This is a genomic window from Bacillus sp. GMs2/2 (assembly GCF_050172095.1).
GTDB lineage: Bacteria > Bacillota > Bacilli > Bacillales > Bacillaceae_G > Bacillus_A > Bacillus_A cereus.
Map to the genome: position 1 here is coordinate 1 of NZ_JBNLYE010000695.1, position 1,266 is coordinate 1,266.

The following is a 1,266-nucleotide window of genomic DNA, read 5'->3' on the forward strand; positions in this document are numbered from 1 at the left end:
TTTGCTTAATTGAGAAATGATTTTTATTTGGAGTGAGATATATGGAGAGGAAAAAGAAATGGGAAGGATTAAACTCTAAAAATCTATCTGCTAGTTCACTGGATTCGAGTTTAATAGGACCGACATTGCCACCGATTTCCTCATTTACTCTACCAACGGGAGCAAGTGGAGCAACAGGTCCGACAGGCCCAACGGGAGTAACTGGAATAACAGGGCCAACAGGCCCAACGGGAGTAACCGGAATAACAGGCCCAACAGGTCCAACGGGAGCAACTGGAATAACAGGTCCAACAGGAGCAACTGGAATAACAGGCCCAACAGGTCCAACGGGAGTAACCGGAATAACAGGCCCAACAGGAGCAACTGGAATAACAGGCCCAACAGGTCCAACGGGGGTAACTGGAATAACAGGCCCAACAGGTCCAACGGGAGTAACCGGAGTAACAGGTCCTTCAGGGGGCCCGGTAGGCCCAACAGGTCCAACAGGTCCTTCAGGAGGTCCAATAGGTCCAACTGGAATAACAGGTCCGACAGGTCCAACGGGAGCAACTGGAATAACAGGCCCAACAGGTCCAACGGGAGCAACTGGAATAACAGGCCCAACAGGTCCAACGGGAGCAACTGGAATAACAGGCCCGACAGGTCCAACAGGAGCAACTGGAATAACAGGCCCGACAGGTCCAACGGGAGTAACCGGAATAACAGGCCCGACAGGCCCAACAGGAGCAACTGGAATAACAGGCCCAACAGGTCCAACGGGATTTGAATCTGCATTTAGAGCTTTCAAATCTACTGATCAGTCCGTTACTGCTAATACACTGTCTATAGTAACATTTGAAACTACACAATTCGATTTAAATGGTGAATATGATGGTGTATCAACATTTATACCGCAACAAGATGGAGTATATTTAATTATTGCTACTATAATTTTTAGTCCCACTGATGATACCCTAAATTATGTGACGGAAGTATTTATAACAGTTAACAGTACTTTAATAGCAGGAGATGATAGCTTTTTTGGTGGAAATACTGGGCTTTTAAATGCGGTAACAGTTTCTACGATTGTACAATTGAATGCAGGGGATATGGTGCAAGTTCAAGCTGGTAGTACCATAGATGGCGCTATTGCATCTCCACTTCTTACAAATTTTCAAGCTGCGAGGTTTCCATCACCAGTTCCGAATACACTTTTCTTATTAAATAATTTATCTGTAGATTGGAGTAAAAGGCCATTTAGTAGAAAATCATAATTATGTTCATTTT

At 44.7% G+C, this 1,266-nt stretch carries 1 protein-coding gene; it reads left to right on the top strand.

The genetic code is table 11. From position 1 onward, the window contains the following. The first annotated feature begins 41 nt into the window (after positions 1-41). Complete coding sequence (locus ACQGS6_RS28760; protein WP_426966050.1) at positions 42-1,253, top strand: exosporium leader peptide-containing protein; 1,212 nt, start codon at positions 42-44, stop codon at positions 1,251-1,253. Positions 1,254-1,266 lie beyond the last annotated feature (13 nt).